General features: G+C 63.7%; 27 protein-coding genes. 8 read left to right on the top strand and 19 right to left on the bottom strand.

The features are described from left to right. Positions 1-5: 5 nt before the first annotated feature. Genes BLR29_RS11710 through BLR29_RS11700 form a run of 3 tightly spaced genes read right to left on the bottom strand, consistent with a single transcriptional unit; the run spans position 6 to position 3,863 of the window. Positions 6-1,361 carry an LLM class flavin-dependent oxidoreductase gene (locus BLR29_RS11710; protein ID WP_092137131.1) on the bottom strand — a complete coding sequence of 452 codons (1,356 nt, stop codon included), beginning with the start codon at positions 1,359-1,361 and terminating at the stop codon, positions 6-8. Continuing rightward, entirely contained in the window at positions 1,361-2,620 is a 1,260-nt protein-coding gene (locus BLR29_RS11705) for an SfnB family sulfur acquisition oxidoreductase (protein ID WP_092137130.1), read from the bottom strand. The genes BLR29_RS11710 and BLR29_RS11705 overlap by 1 nt, the downstream gene beginning before the upstream one ends. A gap of 1 nt (position 2,621) precedes the next feature. Continuing rightward, positions 2,622-3,863, bottom strand: a complete 1,242-nt coding sequence (locus BLR29_RS11700; protein ID WP_092137315.1) for an SfnB family sulfur acquisition oxidoreductase — start codon at positions 3,861-3,863, stop codon at positions 2,622-2,624. 173 nt (positions 3,864-4,036) lie between these two features. Between BLR29_RS11700 and BLR29_RS32820 the strand changes: the two genes are divergently transcribed. Continuing rightward, positions 4,037-4,165, top strand: coding sequence for a hypothetical protein (locus BLR29_RS32820; protein ID WP_255371190.1), 129 nt, complete (start codon positions 4,037-4,039; stop codon positions 4,163-4,165). On the opposite strand, the gene BLR29_RS11695 is transcribed toward BLR29_RS32820, so the two are convergent. The 6 genes from BLR29_RS11695 to BLR29_RS11670 form a co-directional block, all read right to left on the bottom strand. Further along, the gene (locus tag BLR29_RS11695; protein ID WP_092137129.1) at positions 4,156-5,139 is read right to left on the bottom strand and encodes a type 2 periplasmic-binding domain-containing protein; all 984 of its coding nucleotides are present in this window, start codon (positions 5,137-5,139) and stop codon (positions 4,156-4,158) included. The two genes, BLR29_RS32820 and BLR29_RS11695, sit on opposite strands and share 10 nt — an antisense overlap. Then, complete coding sequence (locus BLR29_RS11690; RefSeq protein ID WP_092137128.1) at positions 5,132-5,905, bottom strand: ABC transporter permease; 774 nt, start codon at positions 5,903-5,905, stop codon at positions 5,132-5,134. The genes BLR29_RS11695 and BLR29_RS11690 overlap by 8 nt, the downstream gene beginning before the upstream one ends. Further along, positions 5,902-6,777 (bottom strand): ABC transporter ATP-binding protein, encoded by an 876-nt coding sequence (locus BLR29_RS11685; protein WP_092137127.1) that lies wholly within the window; start codon positions 6,775-6,777, stop codon positions 5,902-5,904. The genes BLR29_RS11690 and BLR29_RS11685 overlap by 4 nt, the downstream gene beginning before the upstream one ends. A gap of 7 nt (positions 6,778-6,784) precedes the next feature. Beyond that, positions 6,785-7,879, bottom strand: coding sequence for an ABC transporter substrate-binding protein (locus BLR29_RS11680; protein ID WP_092137314.1), 1,095 nt, complete (start codon positions 7,877-7,879; stop codon positions 6,785-6,787). A 120-nt stretch (positions 7,880-7,999) separates the two neighbouring features. Beyond that, on the bottom strand, positions 8,000-8,827 hold the full coding sequence (locus tag BLR29_RS11675) for a phosphate/phosphite/phosphonate ABC transporter substrate-binding protein (protein WP_255371189.1): 828 nt from the start codon (positions 8,825-8,827) through the stop codon (positions 8,000-8,002). Continuing rightward, a complete protein-coding gene (locus BLR29_RS11670) occupies positions 8,814-9,803 on the bottom strand; it encodes a fatty acid desaturase (protein ID WP_092137125.1) in 990 nt (329 codons plus the stop codon). Before BLR29_RS11670 ends, BLR29_RS11675 begins: the two co-directional genes overlap by 14 nt. A 269-nt stretch (positions 9,804-10,072) precedes the next feature. Between BLR29_RS11670 and BLR29_RS11665 the strand changes: the two genes are divergently transcribed. Together BLR29_RS11665 and BLR29_RS11660 are read left to right on the top strand one after the other, a co-directional pair. Then, positions 10,073-10,885 (top strand): MetQ/NlpA family ABC transporter substrate-binding protein, encoded by an 813-nt coding sequence (locus BLR29_RS11665; RefSeq protein WP_092137124.1) that lies wholly within the window; start codon positions 10,073-10,075, stop codon positions 10,883-10,885. 86 nt (positions 10,886-10,971) lie between these two features. Further along, complete coding sequence (locus BLR29_RS11660) at positions 10,972-11,724, top strand: MetQ/NlpA family ABC transporter substrate-binding protein (RefSeq protein ID WP_255371217.1); 753 nt, start codon at positions 10,972-10,974, stop codon at positions 11,722-11,724. Positions 11,725-11,799: 75 nt separating this feature from the next. On the opposite strand, the gene BLR29_RS11655 is transcribed toward BLR29_RS11660, so the two are convergent. Next, positions 11,800-12,447 carry a LysE family translocator gene (locus BLR29_RS11655; protein WP_092137122.1) on the bottom strand — a complete coding sequence of 216 codons (648 nt, stop codon included), beginning with the start codon at positions 12,445-12,447 and terminating at the stop codon, positions 11,800-11,802. Between the two features lie 103 nt (positions 12,448-12,550). Between BLR29_RS11655 and BLR29_RS11650 the strand changes: the two genes are divergently transcribed. Next, positions 12,551-13,399 carry a LysR substrate-binding domain-containing protein gene (locus tag BLR29_RS11650; protein ID WP_092137121.1) on the top strand — a complete coding sequence of 283 codons (849 nt, stop codon included), beginning with the start codon at positions 12,551-12,553 and terminating at the stop codon, positions 13,397-13,399. A 27-nt stretch (positions 13,400-13,426) separates the two neighbouring features. On the opposite strand, the gene BLR29_RS11645 is transcribed toward BLR29_RS11650, so the two are convergent. Together BLR29_RS11645 and BLR29_RS11640 are read right to left on the bottom strand one after the other, a co-directional pair. After that, the gene (locus BLR29_RS11645) at positions 13,427-13,894 is read right to left on the bottom strand and encodes an MEKHLA domain-containing protein (protein ID WP_092137120.1); all 468 of its coding nucleotides are present in this window, start codon (positions 13,892-13,894) and stop codon (positions 13,427-13,429) included. Positions 13,895-14,008: 114 nt separating this feature from the next. After that, complete coding sequence (locus tag BLR29_RS11640) at positions 14,009-14,914, bottom strand: LysR substrate-binding domain-containing protein (protein WP_092137119.1); 906 nt, start codon at positions 14,912-14,914, stop codon at positions 14,009-14,011. A gap of 106 nt (positions 14,915-15,020) precedes the next feature. On the opposite strand from BLR29_RS11640, the gene purB reads away from it, so the two are divergent. After that, a complete protein-coding gene (gene purB, locus BLR29_RS11635) occupies positions 15,021-16,385 on the top strand; it encodes an adenylosuccinate lyase (protein ID WP_092137118.1) in 1,365 nt (454 codons plus the stop codon). Between the two features lie 39 nt (positions 16,386-16,424). Next, the gene (locus tag BLR29_RS11630) at positions 16,425-17,429 is read left to right on the top strand and encodes a Bug family tripartite tricarboxylate transporter substrate binding protein (RefSeq protein ID WP_092137117.1); all 1,005 of its coding nucleotides are present in this window, start codon (positions 16,425-16,427) and stop codon (positions 17,427-17,429) included. A gap of 92 nt (positions 17,430-17,521) precedes the next feature. On the opposite strand, the gene BLR29_RS11625 is transcribed toward BLR29_RS11630, so the two are convergent. From BLR29_RS11625 to BLR29_RS11610, 4 genes are all read right to left on the bottom strand, one after another. Continuing rightward, a complete protein-coding gene (locus BLR29_RS11625; RefSeq protein WP_092137116.1) occupies positions 17,522-18,118 on the bottom strand; it encodes a carbonic anhydrase in 597 nt (198 codons plus the stop codon). Between the two features lie 155 nt (positions 18,119-18,273). After that, positions 18,274-19,254, bottom strand: a complete 981-nt coding sequence (locus tag BLR29_RS11620; protein WP_092137115.1) for a GlxA family transcriptional regulator — start codon at positions 19,252-19,254, stop codon at positions 18,274-18,276. Positions 19,255-19,408: 154 nt separating this feature from the next. Next, entirely contained in the window at positions 19,409-20,239 is an 831-nt protein-coding gene (locus tag BLR29_RS11615; RefSeq protein ID WP_176860924.1) for a DUF2182 domain-containing protein, read from the bottom strand. Beyond that, positions 20,236-20,907 (bottom strand): DUF1326 domain-containing protein, encoded by a 672-nt coding sequence (locus BLR29_RS11610; RefSeq protein ID WP_218132684.1) that lies wholly within the window; start codon positions 20,905-20,907, stop codon positions 20,236-20,238. Before BLR29_RS11610 ends, BLR29_RS11615 begins: the two co-directional genes overlap by 4 nt. Positions 20,908-21,303: 396 nt before the next feature. On the opposite strand from BLR29_RS11610, the gene BLR29_RS11605 reads away from it, so the two are divergent. Next, positions 21,304-22,302: a GlxA family transcriptional regulator gene (locus tag BLR29_RS11605; RefSeq protein ID WP_092137114.1), complete on the top strand. Its 999-nt coding sequence runs from the start codon at positions 21,304-21,306 to the stop codon at positions 22,300-22,302. Positions 22,303-22,515: 213 nt separating this feature from the next. After that, on the top strand, positions 22,516-23,157 hold the full coding sequence (locus BLR29_RS11600; RefSeq protein WP_092137113.1) for an HD domain-containing protein: 642 nt from the start codon (positions 22,516-22,518) through the stop codon (positions 23,155-23,157). 75 nt (positions 23,158-23,232) lie between these two features. Here BLR29_RS11600 and BLR29_RS11595 read toward each other — a convergent pair whose 3' ends face one another. From BLR29_RS11595 to BLR29_RS11585, 3 genes are all read right to left on the bottom strand, one after another. Beyond that, positions 23,233-24,114 carry an NmrA family NAD(P)-binding protein gene (locus BLR29_RS11595; protein WP_092137112.1) on the bottom strand — a complete coding sequence of 294 codons (882 nt, stop codon included), beginning with the start codon at positions 24,112-24,114 and terminating at the stop codon, positions 23,233-23,235. A gap of 87 nt (positions 24,115-24,201) precedes the next feature. Beyond that, entirely contained in the window at positions 24,202-24,774 is a 573-nt protein-coding gene (locus BLR29_RS11590; RefSeq protein ID WP_092137111.1) for a TetR/AcrR family transcriptional regulator, read from the bottom strand. 332 nt (positions 24,775-25,106) lie between these two features. Further along, positions 25,107-25,721, bottom strand: coding sequence for a glutathione S-transferase family protein (locus BLR29_RS11585; RefSeq protein ID WP_092137110.1), 615 nt, complete (start codon positions 25,719-25,721; stop codon positions 25,107-25,109). Between the last annotated feature and the right edge of the window lie 140 nt (positions 25,722-25,861).

Below are 25,861 nucleotides of genomic sequence, written 5' to 3'. Positions count from 1 at the left end.
GAAGATCAAGGACGGCGGAACTGTGCGGCGGCGTGGCGATCCGGCAATCGGTCGCCTTCGCCAAACAGCTTGTGGCGCAGCGATCCGTCCGCGTAGGCGGTCTTGTAGCGGCCGCGATTCTGTAACTCGGGAACGATCAGGTCGACGAAATCCTCGTAGCTCTCCGGAATCACGGTGCGGCTGAGGTTGAAGCCATCAATACCGGTCTCGTCGATCCAGGATTCGAGTTCGTCGGCCACCTGCGCCGGGTCGCCAACGATGGCGGGATAGCGTCCGCCGAGCTCGAACAGGTCCAGCAGCTTGCGCCGCGTCCAGCCGTGCTGTGCGGCGGTGCGCTGCGCGGATTCGATGGCATTGCCGCCACCGTAGTCGACCGGTTCATCCAGCCCGTAGCGCGCAAAGTCCACCCCGGTGCTCGCGGCAAAGTGCGCCAGCCCCGCCTCGCGGCTCGCATAGTCGCGATATTCGGCGTGCCGGGCGCGGGCTTCGGCCTCCGTCCGCCCCGTGACCACCGCCGCACCGGCAAACACCTTGACGTCATCCGGCTTGCGGCCCGCTGCCACCAGTTGCTCCCGCAATGCGCTGACGGTCTTGCGGGCGGCCTCCTTGCCGGGTGGCGAGATAAACACGCACTCGGCGTGGCGCGCGGCAAAGCGCTGACCACGCCCCGAGCTGCCGGCCTGGAACAGCACCGGCGTGCGTTGCGCCGAAGGCTCCGCCAGGTGATAGCCCTCGACGTCGTAATAGCGGCCGTGATGCACCACCTTGTGGACCCGGGCCGGATCGGCGAATGTGCGCGCGGCCTTGTCGCGCAGCACGGCGCCCTCCTCCCAGTTTCCTTCCCAGAGTTTGTAGAGCACATCGAGGTATTCGTCGGCGCGTTCGTAGCGCTCGTCATGCGCAATCTGCTTGTCCAGCCCCATCGCCCGCGCGGCGCTGTCCAGGTAGCCGGTCACGATGTTCCAGCCCACGCGGCCGCGCGTGAGGTGGTCGAGCGTGGAAAAGCGGCGTGCGAGCAGATACGGCGCGTCGTAGGTCAGGTTGACGGTGACGCCGAATCCGAGATGCGTGGTGGCGGCAGCCATCGCCGGCACCAGCAGCAGCGGATCGTTGACGGGCAGCTGGATCGACTCGCGCAGCGTGACATCGACATCGCCACGATAGATGTCGTAGACCCCGACGATGTCGGCGATAAACAGTCCATCGAACAGCCCGCGCTCCAGTGTGCGCGCCTGGCTGACCCAGTATTCGAGCGTGTTGTATTGCGTGGACTGATCGCGCGGATGCGTCCACAGTCCGTGGTTGATATGCCCGACGCAGTTCATGTTGAATGCGTTGAGCAGGATCTGCTTGCGCGCCATCAGAGTGCTCCGTGCCGGGCCGGCAGCTTGTCGTTCAGGTAGTAATTGCCGATCGCGTGATACTTCCAGCGCACCGGGTCGTGCAGCGTATGCGTGCGCGCGTTGCGCCAGAAGCGGTCTAGGCCAAGGCCGTCGAGCGTGGAGGCGGTGCCGCCCAGTTCGAACAGCCGCGTGCCGGCCAGCAGCGAGGCGGTGGTCGTCGCCGCGCGGGCTTCGGCCACGGCGATCGATGCGGCCGCCACGGTCTGTGCGTCCGGCTGAAGCTGGGCTGCATCGACAATGCGTCCCGCACGGCGCACCAGCGCTTCCGCGGCGCGCAGCCGTACCTTGACGTCGCCGATGTGGTGGACGGTCAGCGGATCGTCGCTCGCGCGCTCGACCTTCGCGTCCACCCACGGCCGCGCATGATCGCGGATAAACGGCAGCGTTGCCGCCAGCGCGCCGCGCCCGATGCCTAGGTCGATGGCCGCGTGCATCAGCTGCGCCACCGGGCCAATCGTGGTCGGCGTCTCGAACGACGCCGAGAATGGAATCACCCATTCCGCCTTCACGCGCACATCGGTGAACGTGACGGACCCGCTGCCCGTGACGCGCTGGCCGAATCCGTCCCAGTCGTCAGTGATCGTGATGCCCTCCGCGTCGCGCGGCACGATGGCGATGTAGGTCACCTCGCGCCCGTCTTCCTCCGCGACCACGAGCGTCGGAATACGGTGCGCGAAGATGGCGCCCGTGCAGTAGAACTTGTTGCCGTCGAGGCGGAAGCCATCGCCGTCAGGCGTCAGCCGCGTACGGCGCTTGAAATCCTTGTGGCCGATCTCGGCCAGCGCATTGCCGAAGCGCTCGCCGGCAAGTGCCAGATCGTAGAACGCACGCTGCTGCGCCGCGACGCCACCAACGCGCAACACCTCCAGCGCGTAGTAGTGGTTCTGCGGGATCTGCCCGAGCGATCCGTCCGCCGCGGCCAGGATCGCGATCACTTCCGCCAGCGTGCCGCTGGACACGCCCGCGCCGCCAAACTCGCGCGGCACGGTGATGCCCAGCAGTCCGCTTGCGCTCAACGCGTCAAGCTCGCTCCACGGCAGGCGCCGTTCGCGGTCGCGCAGCGCCGCCTCGGGCGCAAAGCGTTCCGCCAGCAATTGTGCGGCGGCAATGGCCTCGGCATCGTCGCGAATGCGGTGCGCGCGCGGTGGCGGCGCGGCCGGCCCGGGACGGCTGTCGGGATGGTCTGGGGCGGGCGGAGGGGTCTGCAACAAGGTCATGTCAGTTCCAGGAATGCCGTGCGGGCAGTACGCCGTTAAGGTGGTAATTGCCAATCAGGTGAAGCTTCCAGCGCACCGGATCATGCAGGGTGTGCGTGCGGGCATTGCGCCAGTGGCGGTCGAGGTTGTGCCTGGCACGCGTGGCCGAGGAGCCCGCCAGTTCGAACAACTTCTCGCTGGCGGCGAGCGCGACCTCCGTGGTCAGCACCTTCACCTCGGCGACGGCGACGGATGCCTGCGCACTGAGTTCGGCAGTCACCGTTTGCGCCGCAATATGGTCGAGCGTGCGGCCGGCCTCCAGCAGCACTTCCCGCGCGGCATGGAGGTCGACGGCGAGCCGGCCAACATCGCCGATCAGATAGGGGTCGTCTGTGGCGTGCTCGACCTTGGCATCGATCCACGGCCGTGCGTAGGCACGCACGAAGGCGATCGCATCGTCGAACGCGGCCTGTGCGATGCCTTGGTCGATGGCGGCCTGGATCAGCTGCGACGTCGGCCCGAAGAGACCCGGCCGCTCCGCCAGTTGCCAGACTGGCAACACGTCGTCCTCGGAAACCGCGACGTGGTCGAAAACCACCGTGCCGCTCGCCGTGGTGCGTTGCCCGAATGCGGACCAGTCGTCGTTCACGGTCAGGCCCGCCGCATCGCGCGGCACCCAGACCTGCACGGCGCGATCGTGGTCGTCCAGCGCGCGTACCGGCACGCGATGCGCAAACAGCGCACCGGTGGAATAAAAGCGCTTGCCGTTCAGGCGCAAGCCCTGATCTGTTTGCCGCAGCCGCGTACCCGATTGCAGGACCGTCTGGCTGGTCGCCGACCGGCGCTCCGGCCCCGCGTTGCCGAGCCGCTGGCCGGCCAGTACCTCGGCGTAGTAGCGCCGTTTCTGGGCCAGGGTTCCGATCTCGCGCAAGACGCCAAGCAGACCAAAGTGATTTTGCGGAATCTGACCGAGCGAGGAATCGGCGGCGCAGAGGATCGCGAAGACCTCGGCCAGCGTGGCGTAGGAGACGTCGGGCCCGCCAAATTCATGCGGCACGGTAATGGCACCGAGCCCGCTGGCGGACCAGCGGTCGAGCTCATCCCACGGCAGGATGCGTTCGCGGTCGCGCCGCGCGGCGCCTTCCGCAAAATCGGCAGCCAGTGCATGAGCAACGGCGATGGCCTCGGCATCATCACGGATACGCCGCACCGGTGTGCCACGCGTCGGGCGCTGCAGCGCGTGCAGTTCTGAGAGGTTCGTCATGGCGAAGCGCAATGGAAATCAAAAATCCATTGGAGCATGGCGCCCGTGGCCTTCACGACGAATTTTTCCGTAGATGCTTAGGCAGCGGCGACCATATATCGATAGCCGATCTCCTTCATTCCCCGCGCGGCCACCAATCCCTACTATCGGCGTGACCCACACGGAGAATGCCCATGAAGGATCTTCTCGACTGGATCACCGCCATCGGCGTGGTCTTGCTGGTCTACGCGGCACTACGCTATCCGCTCTACCCGCCGCGCGATGCGAGCGGCGGCCGCTGCGAATGCGACCGTCAGGAGTGACAGACCAGACCATCGCCCAGCTGGCTCGCCTCGTAGGCGATATCTCCTGCACGCCGCTCGCGTGCGGCGGCGAAGGCACCATCCAGCTTCCAATGGCGCACCGCGCGATCGATCCATGCGGCCGATTGCGGATCGTCGAGGCGAATCGCCAACTGCGCGCGGTCGTTATCCGGTGCCACTTGCGCATCGAGCTTTCGATAGAAGCGCCATTCCGGCAAGCCCAGAAGCCTCGACACCACCAGTTGGTCTTCCGCCAGCGCCTGGCATTCGCCCGCCATGAACGCGGCGATGGCACGGATCGACGATGGGTAGACCCTGGATATCGCGCCGACGCTGTGCGTCAGCGTATGGGCATATGGGCTGCCCTGCCCCACGCAGACTTCGCGCCGATTCAGGTCGTTCGGATGACGGTAGGCGCTGCCTTGCAGCACGAGCAACGCGCCGGCGCCTCCGGTATATGCGGTCTGAACAGTCGGCGCGCCGGCCTCCAACGCGCCGGCCACCCCCATATCCACGCCGGGCAAGCCGCCACCGGGCGCGACTGGGGATGCCACCGAGGTCGCCATTGACGTCGCCACAACACGCAGGCGCACCTGCAGCCGGTCGGCGATGTAGCGCCCAAGCGATACGTCGAACGCATCGGGTTCCGGCGGCGTGGGCCGGTTCGGCGGCGATGGACGCGCGTACTGCCGCACGACGACCACCAGCTCGCCGTTCCGCTTCACGGCATCGAGCAAGGGCCCGCGCGGCATGGCTGCCCAGTCGGGATCGCGCTGCAGATGCCGCAACCAGTCTTGCACTGCGGGGGGCAAGCGCTCGGGCACGTGCGGCATGCGCTCGAGCCAGCGCGGCGCGGTCACGGCCACCAGCAGAACAGCCGCCAGCACGAGCCAGGCCGCCAGCCAGAAGCCATGAACCGGGCGCACCGCCGCGCGCGCGGGCGCCAGCGGCAAGTCGGGCGCGACCTCAGCCATTGAGCGTCAACCCCTTGCGCCACCGCGTCAGCCGCCGCTCAACCATCGCCAGACCATAATTGAGGACCAACCCCAGCAGTGCCAGAAGCAGGATGCCCGCGTACATCGTCGGAATCTGGAACACCTCCTGGGCGTTGAGCGTCAGGAAGCCGAGCCCCGAGTGCGCGCCGATCATTTCGGCCGCCACCAGCGCCGTGATGCAATACGTGCCTGCCAGCCGCACTCCAGTGAAGATCGACGGCGACGCCGCCGGCAGCACCACCTTGCGGAACACGAACAGGCGCGACGCCCCCATCGAGCGTGCCGAATCGATCAGCAGACGATCCACCTGCTTGACGCCACCGATGGTGCTCAGCAGCACCGGCCAGAACGACGCCCAGAAGATGATCGCCACCTTCGACATCTCGCCGATGCCCAGGAACAGGATGAACACCGGGAACAGCGCGAACGCGGACGTCTGCCGGAACAACTGCAGGATCGGATCGACGATGGCCTCGAACCGGCTGAACCAGCCCATCAACAGGCCCAGCACCACACCCAGCGCAATGGCCGACAGCAATCCCCATAGCGAGCGCTGCAAGCTCGCGGCCAGGTGCTTCCATAGCGCCCCGCTGCTCACCAGCTGCCAGATCGTCGCCAGCACCTGCGATGGCGGGCTCAGATAGGCTTCGCTGACGATGCCAAGCCGTGGCACAAGCTCCCATAGCAACAAAAAACCGATGATGCCCAGTACGCCGAGCGCGCGTTCCGTCGTCTTGCCGTTCATGATGCAACCCTGGCGATGGCGGGTTCGGCCGTGGCACGTTCGCCGGGATTGGCGGTGGCGCCAAGCGGGCGCGGCACCGTGACTGGATTAGTGAATTGCACTTCGTCCTTGAGCACGTCCCACGCCTTCTGGCGCAGCCTGACGAACGCCTCGGCGTTGCGCAACTCGGCCGCACGCGGACGCGCCAGCGGCACGTCGAGGATGGCCTTGACCGTACCCGGCCGGCGCGTCATGACGGCGATCCGGTCTGACAGGAAGATCGCCTCGTCGATGCTGTGCGTGATGAAGACGATGGTCTTGCGCGTCTGCTCCCAGATACGCAGCAGCTCGCCCTGCAGGATCTCGCGCGTCTGTGCATCCAGCGCGGCGAACGGCTCATCCATCAGCAGCACTTCCGGCTTGTACGCCAGCGAGCGCGCAATCGCCACGCGCTGCTTCATGCCACCCGAGATCTCATGCGGGAACCGCTGGCCGAAGCCTTCGAGGCCCACCAGTTCAAGGTATTCGCCGGCAATGCGGCGGCGCTCGGCGCGCCCCACGCCACGGATCTCGAGCCCGACCTCGATGTTCTCGAGCACCGTGCGCCAGGGGAACAGCGCATAGCCCTGGAACACCACGCCCTGTGCCGGATTGATGCCCTGCAGCGGCTTGCCATCGATGGCGATGTCGCCACCGGTACGCGCCGTCAGGCCGGCAAGGATGCTCAGGAACGTCGATTTTCCGCAGCCTGAAGGCCCGAGGATGGAGATGAATTCGCCGTCGCGGATCTGCAGGTCGAAGTCCTTGAGCACCGCAACGTTCTCGCTGCGCCCCGCCTCGTTGCGCACGGCGTAGTCCATGCGCACGCCACGGGCATCGATCTTGTGCCTCATGATGGGGTCACGCCTTTGCGGGCGCTTGCCCGGCGTACGGATTGAAGGCGTTGGTGTAGATATCCTTCGCCGCGACCTTGCCCTTGGCCAGCTTGCCCTCGGCTTCCAGCACGTCGATGTAGTACTGGATCGGCGGCTCGGTGACCACGAGGTTGTCGACATACGCGTAACGGTCCACGAATTCGAGCTGCAGGTTGATGCGCCTGGACACCAACTGGCGCGCGTCCTCGGGATTCGCATTGACCCAGTTGGCGGCCTTGGCCAGCGCCGTCACCACGTCGCGCACCGATTCCGGATGCTCGCGGATGAACTTGCCGTGGGCGCTATAGGGCTGCATGCCGCCGAGGCCACCGTCGAGGTCGAAGTCGCTCCACAGCCGCACGAGCTTGTCGGCATGGTCGGCGCGCCCCGAGAACGGGGCATGGATGATGGCCATGTCGGTGTTGCCGGTGGCCAGGGTCTGCTCGGCCTGGTCGTCCGGAATCACGACGAAGTTGATCTTGTTGACGTCGACGCCATTCTGGCGCAGGAAGGTCTTGGTGACGAACTCCGCGCAGGCGCCGAAGCTGTTGATGCCGATGGTCTTTCCCTCGAGGTCCTTCGGCGCCTGGATGCCCGAGGCCTTGCGCACGAAGTACTTCATGTGCGGCGCGTTTTCGAGCGTCTTGTTGCCGGCGGCCACCACCTTGATATCGGAGCCGCTCGCCACGGCGGAGATCACCAGCGGCACCATGCGCGAGCCGAAATCGATCTCGCCGGTCCCCACCAGCGGAATGATCTGCGGCGCTGCCACCTTGCCGATGTAGTTGGGCCGCGTGTTGGTGCCCTCGAAGTACCCGAGCTGGTCGGCCAGGTAGACGAGGTCGAACGTGGGATTGTCCGGATAGCGGAAGCTGACCTTGTCGCCTGCCTTGCTGATGACAGCCGGGGCCCCGGCAGCGGCCTTGGGGGTGGCGGGCTTGTCGTCGCGCGAGCACGCGGCCAGCAGCGAGCCCGCGCCACCGGCTACGGCCAGCGAAGCGAGTTGTTTGAGGGCAATGCGGCGCGAATTGGATGCACTGGGTGCATTGAGCGCATGGGGCACGCGGGGCGACGAAGACATGATGATCCCTATCTGAATGGATTGCGGTTCGACTGCCAGTATCAGAAAGGGACGCGCCGCGCACAACGAAGTCTTTCGACTATCGATACGCACCGCACCACGCCGCGATGTGCGGGCGCTTCACGCCAGTTCGCCGTAGCCGCGCAACCGTGCCTCCTGCGCCATGGCGACGATCGGGAAATAGTCCGCGGCCGTGGAGCGCACGACAGCCTCCATGCGCAGCCGCGAGCGCAGGCCGGGGTCTTCGCGCAGCACTTCGCGCAAGCACTCCCTGACCTGCCCCACCAGCGGCGAGCCGGCGCGCCGTGACGCGACGAACGGCAGCCCGGGCACCGCACGCGTGAAGCCGATCTGCCGCAGGCCGGCCACCAGATGAGGGTAAGACTCGGCCGCAAACGCCAGCGTGACGCAATCGATGGCCGCCACGTCGGCCTCGCCGCTTTCCACCGCGGCCAGTGAACCCAGATGCGAGCCCGTGCTGACGATATCCGCAAAGAACCGCCCGCCAGCAGCCAACGGCGCCACCGCATGGCGCAGCGCATTCATGCCGCTGTGCGAATCGGGGCCGTTGCATGCCGCGCGGGCGCCACGACAGGCCTCCAGCGTGCCGGGGCCGTCGGACGCGCGCACCACGATGGCGCTGCGGTAGGTCTTGCGGTGACATCCCGGCACGGTGAACCGGGGCGTACCGATCAACCGGACATGCTGCGCGAGGCCGTTCACCAGCGGATAGCCGCAGGTTTGCGACAGCAGCATATCGTCACGCCGCCAGAACGCATGGAGCGCATCGGGGCCATCGCCCGGGTCCACGGCGCTCAGGATGACCGATTCGCGCTCGCGCGCCAGCGCCTGGCCAACCCGGTCGATCAGCGCAAGCCAGTCGTCGCGCAATGACGCCGACACGTTGTACATGGGTAGCGCGGCTACCCACCGTTCAGGCTTCGCCATAGGGATGTGTCACCTCTGAACGCCGCGCGGACGGCTTGTGGAACAGCGGATGCACAACGGGTGCCACGGCGCGCCATGTGTACCGGATCAGCCATTCCCCGTAGCCACGCACGAAGAAGCCGTCGTTGCGCGCCAGATAGTCGTGCGCGCGGCGCCGGTAGACCCAGGCCAGCGCAAACCACGGCACCGACGGCAAGTCATGATGGACGAGGTGATAGTTGTTGTTCAGGAACAGCAGACGCCATCCCAGGCCCGCATCGTTGATGACGCTGCGCGCCGCGTGGGAATCGCTGGCGCGATGTTCGTGGAACGAGCGGATTGAAGCCAGCGACAGCGCCGGATAGCCGACACCGGCCAGCACCAGCCACACCGGCATGCCGCACGACGTCTGCAGCCACGCCAGCAGGCATCCCAGAGCGCTCAGGTGCGCGAGCCATGCGGGCACGTCGCGCCAGTCGCCGGCGCGTATCCTGCCCACCGCATCGGCTGTGATCGCATGGACCGAGAATGCCGGCTGCAGCAGGACTCGCCCCGCCATCGTGTTGCGCGCGGCGTAGAGCCACCGCAGCGCGGGGCTGGCCGCGTGCCAGTCCCGGGCATAGAGGAAGTAGCTCTCGGGGTCCGCGCCGGGGTCCGTCAATTCGGCGGCGTGATGTTGCAGATGCGCGCGGCGGTACAAGCTGTATGGCAGCCAGAAGCCGAGCGGTGCGGTGCCCAGCAGTGCATTGAGCCACGGCAGGCGCGTCGGATGCCCATGCAGCAGTTCATGTTGCAGCGACAGGTACCACGTGGTGCAGAGCGTGAGAAGCACGCAAGCCAGCGGCAGGCCGAGACGCGTGGCGTTGGCCGCCACGCCAAACCACGCCGCATAGACGGAGACGATCAGCAGCCACGTGGGAAATTCGGTTCGCCACAGCCAGTGACGGGCGGTACGCGCCAGTTCCGCGCGTTGTCGGTCATCGAGATAAGTTGCCATCGGCGCCGTCGATGCTGTGAAAACGAAGCCGCAGCATACGGGCGACGTGACGTGCGCGGGAACGAACGATTGTCGATAACGTTATGCGCCACCCCGCTTACGCTGCACCTGGCGCACCGAAACACCGGCAGTCAGCGACACACCGGGGCATATGCGATGACGGCATATGCGCATGAGGATTTGCCGCTTCGCCCGCGTCAACCGCGTCCATACAATGGCCGGACGCAGCCTCCACTGCACCATTCACGGACAAGATAAAGGGAAGACCGATGAACATCAGGAAAGGGGTCAAACTGCTGGCGGCACTGCTGGCGCTCGGCGTCGTGCACGCAGCCGGAGCGGTCGACGCGGACAAGAAGGAAATCCGCTTCGGCGCCACGGCCGGCCCATACGCCGACCAGGTGCGCTATGGCATCAAGCCGATCCTGGAGCAGCGCGGCTACAAGGTGACCATCATCGAGTTCAGCGACTATGTGCAGCCGAACCTCGCGCTGGCGGATGGCGCCATCGACGCCAACGCGTTCCAGCATGTGGTGTACCTCAAGAAGTTCTCGGCTGACCGCAAGCTGCAGCTGTCCGAACTGGTCCAGGTGCCCACTGCGCCGATCGGCATCTACAGCCGCAGGCACAAGGCGCTGACCGAAGTGAAGCAGGACGCCACGGTGTCGCTGCCGAACGATCCGACCAACCTCGCGCGGGCCATCGCCATCCTGCAGCAGATTGGCTGGATCACGCTCAAGCCTGGCACAGATGCCGTGCGTGCATCTGAGCGCGATATCGACGGCAATCCGCACAAGCTCAAGCTGATCCAGCTGGAAGCCGCGCAGCTGCCGCGTTCGCTGGACGACGTGGACTACGCGTTCGTCAACGGCAACTTCGCGCTGGCCGCGGGGCTGAAGCTCACGTCGGCGCTGGCGCTCGAGAAGATCCCCGATTACTACATGAACCTGGTCGCCGTGCGCACCGACGACCTGAACAAGCCGTTCGTCACCGACATCCGCGACGCCTACCGTTCCACCGCGTTCAAATCCGTCGCGCAGCAACGCTTTTCCGGCTTCGTTCCGCCCGCCTATCAACGCTGATCACAATAAGACAGGAAGCATCCATGCAACGACGCAACCTCATGCGGCTGATTGCCGCCGCCACGTTTGCCGCGCTGGGCGCTGGCATGGCCCCATCCGCCAGCGCCGCGGACCAGACCATCCGGCTGGGCACCATGAGTGGCCCGGACGCGCAGATATGGGAAGTGGTGAAGGGTGTGGCCAAACGCAAGGGCCTCGACATCAAGATCGTCGAGTTCAACGACTATGCCCAGCCTAACGCGGCGCTCGACGCGGGCGACCTCGATGCCAACGGGTTCCAGCACCAGCCGTTCCTCGACAGCCAGATCGAGGCGCGTCACTACAAGATCGCCAACGTCGGCCTGACCTATGTGGCGCCGATGGGCTTCTACTCACGCAAGCTGAAATCGCTGAAGGACCTGCCGGAAGGCGCCAAGGTCGGCATACAGAACGATCCGTCGAACGGCAATCGTGCGCTGCGCCTGCTGCAGACACAGGGCGTGCTCACGCTGAAGCCCGGCGCGGGCGTGAACGGCAAGAACGCCACGCCACTCGATATCGCGTCGAACCCGAAGAAGCTCAAGATCGTGGAACTCGACTCCGCCATCCTGCCGCGCTCGCTGGACGACCTGGCCGCCGCGTCGATCAACACGGACTACGCGGTCAAGGCCGGCCTGCAACCGACCCACGACGCGATTGCCATCGAAGACCTCAAGGGCCCCTACGCCAACCTGATCGCCGTGCGCGAGCAGGACCGCAACAAGCCGTGGGTCAAGGACCTGGTGGCGTCCTATCAATCGCAGGAAGTCCGCGATTTCCTTGCCAGGCAGTTCAAGGGATCGATCTTGCCGGCATTCTGAGCGCATAGGTTCTCTGCTACGCCCTTCGGGCGGTGTCGGCCTCCGCGGCGTGTTGATGGAAGCCCGGAGCCCGACTCAATGCATCCCTGCCGCCTTCAATGTATCGATGGTCATGTGTGCGCCGAGGACAACCAGAACGGCGCCCATGATCCAGCGCTGAATCAGCAGGAATCCCGGGCGACTGGAGAGGAACGTCGCCATGCTGCCGGAACATACCGCCACGAATGCATTGACCGAGGCGAACGCGACAATCAACGATGAACCGAGCGTGAGCGACTGCTTGAAAACACTGCCATCTTGGTAGTTGATGAACTGCGGCAGGAGTGACAGAAAGATCATCGCGAGCTTGGGATTCAACAGACTGGTCGCCGCGCCCATGGCGAAGAGCCGGCGCGGCCGTTCGCGGGGCAGATCGCGCACCTCCAGGGGAGAACGGCCACCAGGCCTCGCAACCTGCCAGGCCAGATAGAACAGATAGATGGCCCCCGCCGCTCCCAGCACGCTGCCGGCATAAGGCACGCTCAGGAAAAACGCCGTGATGCCGAATGCTGCCCCCAACATGTAGAAGAGGTAGCCGAGCATGACGCCTGCAAGCGATATCAGCCCGGCTGTTCGTCCTTGCGCAATCGAGCGCGACATCACGTAGACCATGTTCGGTCCCGGCGTAATCGCAAGCATTCCGCCAACCGCCAGAAATCCGTAGATCGATACCGTCCCTTGCATTTCGCGAGCTCCCCGCCGTGGTCATCGGCTGCAAGTATCGGATCGATGAATACTCAGGTAAAACGGATTAAACTGAATTCATTACTCAGCTTTTCTGACCAACATGAAGAAGCTCGATCTGGATGTGCTTGAGATGGTGGTGGCCGTCGCCGATACAGGGTCGTTCGCCCGGGGCGCGGAGTCCGTGCATCGGTCGCCGTCGGCGGTGAGCATGCAGATCAAGGCGCTTGAGGACGCACTGGGAAAACCGCTCTTTGTGCGAAACACCCGTCACGTAGCGATTACCGCGGAAGGCAAGACGCTGTTGGACTATGGCCGTCAGATGCTCGCGCTGCGGGAGGAAGCATGGGCGTCGGTGGTTCGCCCGGAGATAAAGGGCCGCGTCACCATCGGCGTTCCTGACGACTACGCGTCATCGTTGCTGCCACAGGTGCTGGGGAAGTTCGCGGTTGCGCATCCGCGTGTGGAAATCCGGGTGATCGGCCTGCCCAGCAGCGCGCTCGTTCCATTGCTCAAGGACAACACGCTCGACCTGGCGTGCATCACGAAAACCAGGGGCGTTGCGAGCGAATTCATCCGGTATGAGCCGATGGTGTGGGCCGGGTCGGCCGCAAGAAAAGTGTGGAAGGATCGCCCGCTTCCCATCGCCGTTTTCGCACAGGGCAGTACAGCACGTGCCCATGCCATCAGTGCGCTGCAGCGGGAAAATATCAAGTATCGGATGTCCTACGAAAGCCCGAGTCTGATGGGCCTTGTCAGTATGGTCGAAGCCGGGCTCGCCATAGCGCCCCTCGCGAGATGCAGCGTACCTGCGCACCTTGTGCAGATATCCGAGAACGAAGGGTTGCCGCCCCTGGATCAACTCGAGGTCGTCCTTGCCCGCAGTGCCCGGTCCGGTCGGCCGCCTTGCGACTTCCTCGCCGAGCAGATCCTGGCTGAAATGCGGGCGTAGACCCGTCGTCCGATAGCCGCGTATCGATCAGATGTCGCGCGTGCGCGGGATGACGACGGCCTGGCCGTGCAGTTTGCCGTCCGCGTCGAGCATTTGCCACAGCGTGGCTTCGTCGATCATGAAACGCTGGCCTGACTTGGTGATACGCACGCCCTTGTAGCCCGCCTCGTAGCCGAGCCGCTGTACGCGCGCGAGGAACTGCTGCCGCTCCTCGCGGTTCGGCGCCTCGGCCGAGAGCCGCGACGGCAATCGGGTGATTTCATCCCAGCTGTATCCAAAGCGGCGCTGGGCCGCCTTGTTGCCGTAAATAAAGACCGGGTCGGCATCGGTGTTATGCGCGAGTACCGCGAACGGGGCGCTTTCATAGAGCCATTCGGTAGCTTCGGCGACGGACATGGCCTGCGGCACAAGCGGGCGACCCAGCAACCGGGCGTAGCTGTCGGCAAGAAGCTGGTAGAAAGCCGGATCGCGGTGGAGCGGGATTGTTTGAGACATCTGGAGCGAAATCGTGGGTATATGCGAGGGCGGAGGCGCACACGATACAACATCCGCGGCCGGATCCTGGCGTCCCGCCGCGACAAGAGGCTGGGGATGGATCAGGTCAAGCAACTAACCATTGGCTCGGGTCGCACCGCCCGGCGAAAGCATGTCGATCAGGGCTTGCATATAGCCCCGCACGAACTGGTCGGCACGCAGGCTGATGACCGCCATTGATTGCGGGAAGATGCTGTCGGTCTCGATCGTCGCCAGGTCGATGTCCCGGTCGGGCTCCAGCGCCATCTGCTGGAGAACGGCAACGCCCAGGCCAGCCGCAACATAGGCCTTGATGACGTTGGCATCGGTGGCCCTGACCACCACGCGCGGGGAGAGTCCATGACGCTCGAACTCGCGCAGCACCACCCAGCCTGAATTGAAGCGCTCGTCATACGCCACCAACGGATATTGCGCGATGTCCTTGAGCGTGACCTTCTTCAGCCGCAACAGCGGATGACCGCGTGGAACGATCAGGCAGCGGCGGATCGGATAGGCATCGAGTGTGACGATGCCCTCGGGCGGGCTTTCCGGCAGCGTGGAAATGCCAAGGTCCACGGCGCCCTCGCTGACCCATCGCAGGATTTCCGTGGGCGTGCCCTGCGCCAGTTCCAGATCGACCTCCGGAAAGGCACTCCGAAACCGCTTGATGACGTCGAGCAGCGCATACCGGGCATGGATGTGCGTGGTGCCGATGCGCAGCGTTCCACTGTTCACCGTCTGGGTCGTACGCGCGAGGCTTGCCAACGCGCGCGCGTCGTTCAGGACGCGCCTGCCCAGCGCCGCCGCTTCCTGTCCTGCATCGGTCAGGCCCACCAGCCGGTTGCCGCGACGCACGAACAACTCGATACCGATCTCGTTCTCGAGCGCACGAATCAGCTTGCTGACCGCAGGCTGCGTCGTGTGCAGGGCTTCCGCCGCGCCGGAAACGCTCAGCTTGCTGTCGATCACGGCTTGCAGGCAGCGTAATTGTTGTAGCGTCATATCATGCCATTCTGGTAATGATTGTCTCCGAACATGTCATTTTACAGAATGGTTGGGCCGACCCAGAATGACTGCTATCCCCTTTCGACGATAGAAGGCATCCGCCATGACAAGCAGTGTGTTCGACCAGTCCCTCCAGCAGCACATGTGGAGCACGGACGAGATGCGCGCCGTGTTCTCCGAAGAGAACCGGGTGCAGAAGTGGCTGGACTTCGAGGCGGCGCTGGCGCTGGAACAGGGCGAACTGGAGATCATCCCAAGGGCCGCCGCACAGGAAATTGCCGCGCGGGCGCGGGTCGCGCACTTCGACCTGGCCCAGCTTGCCATCGAGGTTCGCCGCGTCAAACACCCGCTGGTGCCGGCGGTGCGCGCCCTGCAGCGCCAGTGTGGCGACGAAGCCGGGGAGTTCGTGCATTTCGGCCCGACGTCCCAGGACGTGTACGACACCGGCATGATGTTGCAGGTCCGGGAAGCGCACCGCATCCTGACGCGAGACCTGGCTGCAGTGGCGCGGGTGCTGTATCGGCTGGCCGACGCGCACAAGCACACCCCGATGGCCGGCCGCACCCACTCGGTACAGGCCTTGCCCATCACCTTTGGCCATAAATGCGCGATCTGGCTGGCGGAACTTGGCCGCCACAATGAACGATTGCTGGCGCTGGAGGCGCGCACCTTTGTCGGCCAGATGGTTGGAGCCGTTGGCACCAAGGCGTCGTTCGGCCCGCACGCCATTGCGCTGGAAAATCGGGTCATGGCGCGCCTGGGATTGAATGTGGCGGAGATCAGCTGGCAGCCCGCGCGGGACCGGCTTGGCGAGTATGTCGGGGTGCTGGGGCTGCTTGGTGCGACGCTCGGCAAGATCGCCAACGAGATCATGAACCTGGAGTCCGACGAGGTCGGTGAAGTGGCCGAGCCCTTCAGCGAAGGCAAGGTGGGCTCGTCCACCATGCCCCACAAGCGGAACCCCGCGGTGGTGGAGACGGTCGTCACGCTGAGTCGCGCCATCCGCTACAGCGTGGCGATGATGCACGATGCCCAGATGGCCGAGCACGAGCGCGATGTGGCCGCTGTACGGATGGAGTGGAAAGCGGTTCCCGAGGCCTGCATGATGACGGCAGCCATGCTGGAAATGATGCATCAGGCGCTGTCCGGCCTGACGGTGAACACTGGCAGGATGCGGGCCAACCTGGACTTGCTCGGTGGCTTCCTGATGTCGGAGCGGGTGATGTTCGCGCTCGCCGAGAAAGTCGGCAAGCAAAGTGCGCATGAGCTGGTCTACGCCGCAGCCATGCAAGGCATGGAGGCTGGCATCACCTTCGAGCAGGCGCTGTTGCGCGACCCCGCGGTCCGCGACGCACTGGACCCCTCATCGCTCAGGCAGCTCCTGGACCCGTCCACGTATGTCGGAATGGCGCCAGCCATCGTCGAAGCAGTCCTCGACAGAATTCGCGCAAGCGGCTGGCTCGACTGAGCGCAACATCCTCAACCATAAATAGACGGAGACCATGCAATGTTCCAAGCCACCAAAATTCAAGCCGCGAAGCAACTGGGAAGACTTTTCGCCATGACGCTGCTCTGCGCAGCTGCCGTGGGGGCGCATGGTGCGCAAGCCGACACCTATCCAAACAAGCCTGTTCGCGTGATCGTGCCGTATGCCGTGGGCGGTGGCGGGGATATCGTCGGGCGGCCGCTGGCTCAGTATCTTTCACAGCGCACCGGGCAGCGTTTCATCATGGATAACCACGGCGGCGCCAACGGCAATATCGGCATGGACATGGTGGCGAAGGCGCCCAACGATGGCTACACCCTGGTACTGGCGCTGACGGCGCAACTCGCCGTCAACCAGAGCCTGTATCGCAACCTGCCCTACGACCCGGTCAAGGATTTCGAGCCCGTGTCCCTGCTGGCTTCGGCGCCTTACTTCCTGGTGGTGCACCCATCGGTGCCGGCGCGCAATCTGGCTGAGTTCATCAAGCTGGCCAAGGCCAATCCGGGCAAGTACACGTATGGATCGTCGGGGAATGGCAGTGGTCCGCATCTGTCGATGGAATTGCTGAAATCGAAGGCCGGCATCGACCTTGTGCACGTTCCCTTCAAGGGCGCCGGGCCGGCCATGCCCGCGCTGCTGGCCGGGCAGGTGAGCGCCATGTTTGCCAGCTACGGGCTCGCTTCCCAGCAGATCAAGGCAGGCAAGCTGCGGGTGTTGGCCGTATCGACCGCCAATCGCGCAGTGTCGATGCCTGACGTGCCCACTGTCGCCGAATCCGGCGTGCCCGGCTACGACTCCAATGTGTGGTACGCGCTGCTGGCGCCTCGGGGCACGCCGAAACCGATCGTTGCGCGCCTGAGCAGCGAGATTGCCACCCTGGTCAAGAGTTCGGATCTGCGCCAGCGCTTTCTTACCGACGGCATCGTGCCGGTGGGTTCGACACCGGAGGAACTCGGCGCCTATATCAAGTCGGAGAGCACCAAGTGGGACGCCGTCGTGAAGCAGTCGGGCGCAACGATCGACTGATCTGAAGGCAAGCACCGCGGATTGCGTTTGGTGCTGCCGTGGCTTGAACGGCAGCGCCAGACCCCGGCAGCACATCGGCGCACGACCACGAGCTATGCAGGAATGTCCCGCGCCACCTCGGTCAGCTTGCCGGAATTGATCTCGTAGAAGAAGCCATAGAGCTTGACGTTCTTTGGCACAGCCGGGCTGGCGCGAAGCAGTTTGACGTCGTGTTTGATCGATTCCTCGAAATGCGAGATGGAGAGGCTATCGTGGTCGAACATCGTCGAGATGTCGGCGTGATGATGATCATGGAACTCGTCGATGAGGGTCTCGGATGCGAAAGCCGTCGCGCCACAGAATGAGTGATGCACCACAACGACGTTCTGAACTTTGAACAGATAGTCCATGGTCGCAACCGATTGCAGAGCCGAAAGGGCACGGCCGCCTGCGTTCGACACGGCAAACAGTGTCCGCGTATTGCCGATCCGGTTGCCGGCTTCGTCGAGAATGTTCTCGCCCGGGTAGACCTCATCCCCGAAATAGTCAGCAACAGCCTGCGGGATCTCGGACGCCCGAGGGTCGAAGCAGTGAATCACGATGGTCTTCATCGGGATGAACTGACTGAATCCCTGGAAGTTGGACCGATCGAACCAGGCCGGTTCAAACCAAGGTTGTGCCCTGAATTCGAATTCGCTGTACTTCGTCATTTCCTTGCTCCACTTGTTCGGTGTTTGACTGGTTGAAGGCGGCGTTTCCGGGCGCTGCATTCACTACCGAGTGTAAGTTCGACGAGTGATGGCGCAAATGACAATGCGTCCTCGATTTCTGCCAGGAAGCCAGCGACACAGGGCAGTATCGATGCCTATCGCTGCCCAACGGTGAACCGGCGACGATACTCGCCCGGCGTCAGGCCGGTGACTCTGTGGAAGACCTTTCGGAAAGCGCTCGGATCGCCGTAGCCAACTTCCCACGCGAGCGCATCAATCGCCAGATTTCCGAACTGCAGCATCTCGCACGCCCTGCCCACCCGCACTCGCTGGCAATAATCGATCGGCGTCAGGCCCGTTGCCTTCCGGAAGCGACGTAGCAGGGTTCGTTCCTCCAACCCCGCGCGCAAGGCCAGCGAGGCAAGCGACATATCCTTCGCGCCGGTCGCCTGTAGCCAGTGCTGGACCTTTAGCACCGCAGGATCACCATGCGTCAGATTGGGGAAAAAGACGCTGTAGTAGCGCTGCTCGCGGCCCGGCGGATCGACGAGGAAAAAGCGGGCGGTATCACACATCACCGTGGGGCCGAGGAAGCGATCCACAAGCTTCAGGCCGAGATCCGTCCAGGCCATCATTCCGCCGGCGCTCATGATGTCGCCGTCATCGATGAGCAAGCGGTCGACATCGAGCAGTGCTCCGGGGAATCGCAGGCGGAAGTCGCCAGCGAGCGCCCAGTGGGTGGTAACGGCGCGGCCTGTCAGCAACCCGGTTTCTCCGAGAAGGAATGCGCCCCCGCATACGGAGGCGAGCGTTGTCCCCGCACGATGGTGGCCCGTCAGCCACCCAATAAAGGGTGCTGCCTCCTCGGGCGGCAAGGGATCGCCCAGGCAGGGTGGCAAGAGCAGGACCGCGGGAGAGCCATCCCGATTGCTGGCAACATGGGTGTCCCGAACGGGTATCCCCTGTAGCTCGCATTGCCGCCACTGGGTGATATCCAGGGTAACGGCATCTTGCCCTCCCCGACGCGCGGCAATGCCATTGGCGACGGCGAACAGATCGATCAGGCCGTACACAGCGGCGAGCTGCGCGCCTGGAAACAGGACGATACCGATCTCGATTGTTCGCTGCGGTGGCATGGCTTGATCAACTGCGCGCTTGTGCTCTGAAAGACGGGGACAGCTCGCGCCGCGATGGCTTGTACCCCGCGATAGGCTGCCTGATGACGGCGAAACTCTAACGCGCCGAGTGGCCAGTGGAAATGACACTTACCACCGTAAATCCTGCCACGGGCTAGTGCCCATGGCAGATCGGAGCGCGGTAGAGGAACTGATGCTTGAGGAGGGGCGCCGTGTTGGGCGCCACCGCGATCCAGATCCCCATCACCACCAGGAAGATCGCGATTGCGGTCGCCAGCCTTTTGCCTTGCGGCAGCATTTTCTCCGCGAACATGAAGACGGTCAGCAATGCCATCCATGAGAAGCTCATGACGCCGACGGCGAACATCACCGTCATCAGGGCCCAACAGCATCCAACGCAGACCAGCCCATGCCGGAAGCCCATGACTACCGCCCCGCCATTGCCCTCCCTCCAGTAGCGCGAGAAGAAGGAGAGCGGGGAACGGCAGCCAGTGAGGCAAGCGTGCTTGAGCGTCGAGAACTGGTAGAGACCCGCAAGCACCAGTGTCGATCCGGCCAGATACGGTCCCGCCCGGCTCCAGGAGACCCAATCCAGACCGGCCGAGCGAACGGCCGAGTCCAGCGCATAGGCAAGCATCCCATAAGCAATCCAGGCGATGCCATAGCCGGCGATAAAGGACTGGATCCGGCGCTGGCGCTCGCCAGCGGTCTTGCCGCGACCCTTGAGCAGAATGCCGAACGCCGCGACATAGTTAAGCTCCGACGGCAGCATCATGGCGGTAAGCATGATGATCCAGCCGATCAGGAATATCGGCAGATCATGCAGCGGCGTTCCCGGCCCATGGTCCATCCCGCCCATCCAGAACAGCATGGCGAGCCAGGCGGCGGCGCTGAGCCCGACGATGGCGATCGTCCAGCCCGGCGCCGCCGAACCGCGCCCGAGCGAAATGATCGCCGAGCGCGAAGCGGCGAGGACGGCTCTCATGATTGTTCGGGCCCGTGCCAGTCGAACGGAATATGCTTGCTCGCCTGGCCGGCCGGGATGTTCTGCTCGAAGCCGAACGCCGTCCAGCGTCCACCCGTGCCTTTGCCCCAAGTCACCGGCGCGGTGGTCGGACCCACCTCGCTACCCGGGGGATTGAAGCTCTGCAGAAGCTTCGATTTATCGGACGTTGGCCCGTACATTGGCGTCCCGCTTGCGTCGACACGGTCGTCGACCTTCACGCTCCAACGCTCCAGATCGCTGTCGATTTCAACCGAAATATCCGCGAACTCCATGCCGTTGACCTGGCGGACGCGCGCCGGCACGAACTGGGCCATCCAACTTCCAGCCTTGCCGGTGAAGATGTTGATCAACGCCTCCCGCTGGACATCATCCGCCCTGGCATCGAAGAAGAATCCGCAGTCGAGTTTCGCTTCACCCCAAAGATTGCCGTCAAAACCGGCGAGCAGAACAACGTAGAGACCCGTCATCGGCGTACCGCCGTAGTGGCCCGCGTTGATCCGGTAGGCCCAGAGCACTTCGCAATGATTGTTCGTAGGCGCCTGGGCGAAGGTGCATGGACAGGGTGAGTTGCACGAACAGACGTCGAACCACTCGCCCGCGATATGCCAGTCAGGGATGCCACTTTCCATGGCGGTTTGCTCGGTCATTGGATACTCCATACGCTTTGGACAGATCTCGAAATTGCGCAGGCATCATCCGGCACGAGCGACCGCCCGCCAACTGGCGATATCGACATAATCAGTGGCGATTCCGACATTGTGTTCTGGCAGGCCGGCCAGGCAGTATTCCTTTCGCCACACGGGACCGCCATCGATTCAGCGTGATCGAGGAGCACGAGCCCTGTCGTCAAGCATTGACGCTGGAGATTGGCAGAAAACGAGGTGCCATTGTCATTGCGGCCATGCGGCGACAACTCATAAGCTTCGGGTAAAGCCCGCCAGCCAGTCGCTCCGGGCCGTTTCGTCGTGGTGCCTGCCCGCCGCCACTCCCAGGCGCGATAGCAGCGCTGGCGGCGCCACTGCACACCGGGAGCCATGTCAACGATGTCTAAAACCGCCAGATCGGGCGGGCAAGCGCCGCGCAAGGTTGTCATCGTCGCTTACGACGGTGCCAAGCTGATGGACATATCCGGTCCGCTGCAGGCCTTCAGCGACGCTTGCTTCGAGGATGGTCGCCCTGCCTATCAGGTCATTCTGGCCTCCGAGTTCGGCGGCTCCGTTTCCACCGATACTGGCGTGAAACTGGAAACCGTGCGCCTCGATGAGGCGGTGATCGCTTCCGTCGACACACTGCTCGTTGCGGGTGGCGACCTCATCATGCCCGCCGCCGCGACCGCATCGCTGCGAGCCAGGCTGGTGGACTATCTCGACCGGCCGCGTCGGCTCGGCTCCATCTGCACCGGAGCATTCGTCCTCGCCCAACTCGGCGTCCTCGATGGCCGCGAGGCAACGACACACTGGTCCGCCTGCAGCCGGCTCGAGCGCCAGCATCCGACCATAAACATCAAGCCCGACGCGATTTTCGTCACCTCTGGCCATATCTGGACATCGGCCGGCGTCTCAGCCGGAATCGACATGGCGCTGGCAATGATCGAGGACGATCTGGACCATTTGGCGGCGCTCACTGTGGCGCGCGGGATGGTTCTGTTTCTCAAGCGGCCAGGTGGCCAGTCGCAGTTCAGCGTCGAGCTGCGCCAGCAAATGCGTGACGCGCGCGGTCGGTTCGACGACCTTCATGACTGGATCCGGGCCAATCTCGAAGCGGACTTGTCGGTCCCGGCACTGGCGGAAGCGGCTCGGATGAGCCCGCGCAACTTCGCTCGCGTCTATCTTCGCGAGATGGGGGAAAGCCCTGCACGGGCGGTTGAGAAGCTGCGCACGGAGGCGGCACGACGCCTTCTCGAATCGGCGCATGATGCGATCCAGGTGGTCGCGCGTCGGACCGGTTTTGGCGACGACGAACGCATGCGCCGTGCATTCGTGAAGACCTATGGTGTGTCTCCGCAGGATTATCGTCGCCGCTTCGGGCATTCGCAGGCTTGACGCGCATTGCGCCAGAGATTGCTTCCCGGTGGCGAAAACTATCGCCGAGGCATTACGCCGATCTTCTTCTGATAGCTGCCCCCAATCGACCCGAAAGTGCCTGCGAAATCGAACGGCCAATAACGAGGACCGTTTGTCATTGCTGCCAAACACAGGGGAATCTATTCTCAGGACGAGAACGATCTGAATGAATCAAGCATTCGAGGAACACCCATGAACATCCCTGTCACCATTGGCGGCATCATCGCGCCGGACTCGGACCTTGCCCGTAAAGCCGCCATGCTTGCCGAGCAAGTCCATTCGAAGTCGCTCCTCAATCACGTCCACCGGACATGGTGGTTTGCGGAGTTCATCGGCAAGAAGCGGGGGATGAAATACGACCGCGAGTTGGTTTATCTGGCGTCACTGCTTCACGATCTGGGCCTTACGAAGGATCACGCTGCCGACAAGCGCTTCGAAGTCGATGGCGCCGACGCCGCGAGCAAGTTCCTGCACGCCCACGACTATCCGAAGACGAAAATCGACATCGTCTGGGATGCCATTGCGCTTCATTCGTCCGCTGACATCGCCGATCGCAGGGAGCCGGAAGTCGCGCTCGTCCACTTCGGTGCCCATGTCGACGTCATGGGACTCAGGATGGACGAAATCTCGCCCCAACTGATCGACGATACGCTCGCGCTCTACCCGCGCCTCGGCTTCAAGAAGGCGTTCACGGAGGCATTGGCCGAGGTCGCCAGGAAGAAGCCGCACACCGCCATCGGAACGGGGCTGGCCGACGTTGGGCGCCGCCTGGTACCTGGTCTAGAGATCCCCAATGTCTGCGACCTTCTGCTCGGGGCCCCCTTCGAAAGCTGAGCGTGCTCCGAGACCATCGGGGTCTACTCTTCCGCCTCATGCGGATCGTCATCGATCCGCATGAGGCGATGAGCGTTACTGAACGAATGCCTCTCGATTGGCCTTCACGAAGTCGGCAACGGTTTGAGGTGCCTTCCCGGTAATTTGGCTGATAACGCCATCAGCACCAGAGAAGATTCCGTTCTGATAATCGACAGCCGTTGCAAGGAAATGCTGGATCACGAACTCCGGCAGATCGTATTTCTCGAGGTGCTCGCGGTACTCCTCGAGGGTCGAAGGCGCGTAGGTGATCTTTCGGCCGAGGACCTTGCTCAGTTCGTCCGCAATTTCTTCCTGGCTCAGTTCAACAGGACCGTAAAGCGGGTAGGTCTTCCCGATATGACCGGCCGGTTGCGTGAGGATCGTGGCAATCAGGCGCGCCTGATCCTCGGCTGCAATCGGAGCGTGCCGTCCGGCACCGTACGGTAGTGTGATCTTGCCTTCCTTGGCGATCGGATCCCTCACCCACGGGAACGTCAGCCATTCGGAAAAGTACGTCGGGCGAATGTGGACGGTCGGCACGCCCGACCAATCGAGCACGCGCTCGGCGATCCAATGATCGCGCGCCGCGTGGCTCTCCGAATCATCCCGGGCGGAAATTTGCGACATTTCGACGACGACTTCGACGCCAGCACGCCGAGCAGCGTCGGCGAAATACGAGGTGGCCTGGATAAAGCCCGGGCGAACCGGGTAGCAGAGGTACGCGCCATTTACACCTTCCATCGCACGGATGATGTCATCGTGCTCCAGAAGATCGCCGACGACGATTTCAGCACCTTCGTTGCGAAGCGCTTCGCTGCGTTCATCCTCTTGATGTACGAAAGCCCGGACAGCATGGCCTTTGTTGAGAAGCTCGCGAATCGTATGGACGCCAGTCTTGCCGGTGGCGCCAGTGATCAGGTATTTGCGTTGTTGCATCTTGAATCTCCACTGATGGATATACGCATTCGTCGCGAATGCAAAGGATTGCGATGGCCGAACTGGTCATCGCTCTTTCGGCATCGCTTACATCGCGCCGAGGTGTTGCTTGACATCCTGCAGGACGGTCAATGAAGCGCCAGGATCGTCAATGATTCTTGAAAGCGTGACGGCGCCCACCATGGCGGCTAGCGCAAAGACGGCATCGGATCTGGCTGCCTCTTGCTGCCGGCGGCCAGCACGCTTTGCCAGCACGTCGACCAGCTCGTTGAAAGTTTGCGACGCTGCCGCCCGGGTCTGCTCATCGGCGCGCGCCAACTCACTGCCCAGGGCCGCCAGTGGGCAACCGCCTGCCGCGGTGTCCCGGTGAGCGGCTGAGACGTAAGCCTCAACGATCGCTTTGAAACCCTCTTTGCCGTCGCTTTGACTGGCCGCGGTTTCAAGCGCACCTACGACATCCCTGGTCGCCTCGGCACATGCTTCGGCGACCAATTGATCCTTGGACTCGAAGTGTCGATAGAAGCCACCTTGTGTCAGTCCCGCCTGGGCCATCACATCGGTGAGTCCTGTGGCGTGGATGCCCTTGAGCCGGAATTCGCGGGCCGCCACCTCGATGATTCGCCGGCGCGTCTCGGCCGCCTCAACCTTGGATTTCCTCATGCCCACTCCATTTAGATGTTAGTCAAAATCTAATTTGGATGGTAGTCACCATCTAATTGGAAGTCAAGGACGATCTGCGACCAGGGGCAAGCAGCGCAGGAATTCCGCAGCGAAACCAGAGCCGGAGTATTGTTCGAGGCATTTTGTGAGGTCGCCCTGCCGCGGATGCAGACAGAATGTCGGCCACGATGGACTTCCGTCGCGGACGCTGAAATGCAGGCTGGGAGGGGTTGTCCTGCGGGCGAAGGAATGTGACCTAGGTATCCGGACTTCGCGAGGACCGGATTGGGCAACGCCTGAGATGCGCGCCCTGCTTGAAGACGAGCGTCGCGTTACGCGAATGCCTTCAGGCCGCGTTGCACGGCAGGCCTACGCTCGATCTCGCCATACCAACGGGCAAGTTCGGCATGCTCATCCCATTCAATGGCGTCTTGCAATGCGCGAGCAATGGTGAATGCCGCGATGTCGGCAATGGAAAACGCCTCGCCTGCCATGAATGGGGAAGACGCCAGGAACCCGCCACTTTCACGCAGTGCGGCTACGGCGAATTCGTTGATGGCCTTCGCCTGATCGGATGCTCCGATCTGCTGGAGCCTGAATGCTCCATGGCTCACCGCAATAACGTCGGTCAAGAAGTAGAAGAACCGCTCGTATGCCCTGGCGCGCGCGACCGGATCGGTTGGAAGCAAAGTCGTCGGCGCGGACTCCGCCGCGAACAGCATGATGGCGTTTGACTGCGCGAGGACAAACTCGGCACCGGGGCCACGCCGGACGAGGACCGGCACCTTGCCGAAGGGGTTCAGGGAGCGGAGCGCCTGCCCTTGGTGCTCTCCGGCTGCCAGGTTGACGGCTCTTGCGGTGTAAGCAATACCAGCTTCTTCCAACGCGATGGCAGCTCGAATGCAATTCCCGGTCAGGGCTCCGTACAACTCCAGTGCATTCTGCATGTAGGCACCCCCCTCTCGATACGCGGATTCTCAGCGGCCCTCATGCAACGAGTTCGCGCTCACGGCGATGGAACACGCCGCACTCCAAGCATAGCGCAGGGCGGCACAAACCCGGCCATTCACCGCAGCGCTGGTGAATG

The sequence above is a fragment of the Cupriavidus sp. YR651 genome, assembly GCF_900101625.1.
In the GTDB taxonomy this organism is placed as follows: domain Bacteria; phylum Pseudomonadota; class Gammaproteobacteria; order Burkholderiales; family Burkholderiaceae; genus Cupriavidus.
The sequence above is the reverse complement of the archived record's forward strand: the minus strand, read 5'-3'. Positions and strand labels throughout refer to the sequence as shown.